Annotated in this window: 1 pseudogene; it reads right to left on the reverse strand. The window is 81.8% G+C overall.

The window, feature by feature from the left end:
- Positions 1-500 (reverse strand): annotated as a pseudogene (locus NWP10_RS12320) (DNA polymerase III subunit gamma and tau); the annotation flags it as partial.

Genomic DNA, 500 nt, shown 5'->3' on the forward strand with positions numbered 1-500 from the left:
GCCTCGGGGCGGGCGAACACGGGGATCGTGTGCTCCTCCTCGCGCACCAGGGGACCCGGGTCGTAGGCGCGGCGGACCTCCTCGGCGCTGGGCTCGGCACCGGTCTCGGCGGCCGGGCCGGCGTCGGCGGAGCCCTGCGGGGTGGGCCGCTCCGGCGGGGCGTCGGAGCCCTGAGCCGCGGCGGGGCGCTCGTCCCGGCGGCCGCCGGGTGCGGGGGCACCGCCCTGCGGCGGGGCTCCCCAGTCCTCGGCGGCGGGCACGGGGCCGTCCCAGCCGGCGGCGCCCACGGGGGCGTCGTCCTGGCCGGCCGTCGGGGGAGTCCATCCTTCGGGGCCGTCCGAGTCGTCCATGTCCGCGTCCGGGTCGAACTCGGGCAGGGAGTCCCAGGGGTCCTCTTCGGGCGGGGGAGCGTCGTCCCAGGCGGGCGGCTCCTCGTCCGCGCGGCCCCAGCCGTCCGACGGCGGGGCGCCCGGGGGCGTGGTCGACGCGGCCTGCGGGGC

This window comes from Micrococcus sp. HG099, from assembly GCF_024723355.1.
Classification (GTDB): Bacteria; Actinomycetota; Actinomycetes; order Actinomycetales; family Micrococcaceae; genus Micrococcus; species Micrococcus endophyticus.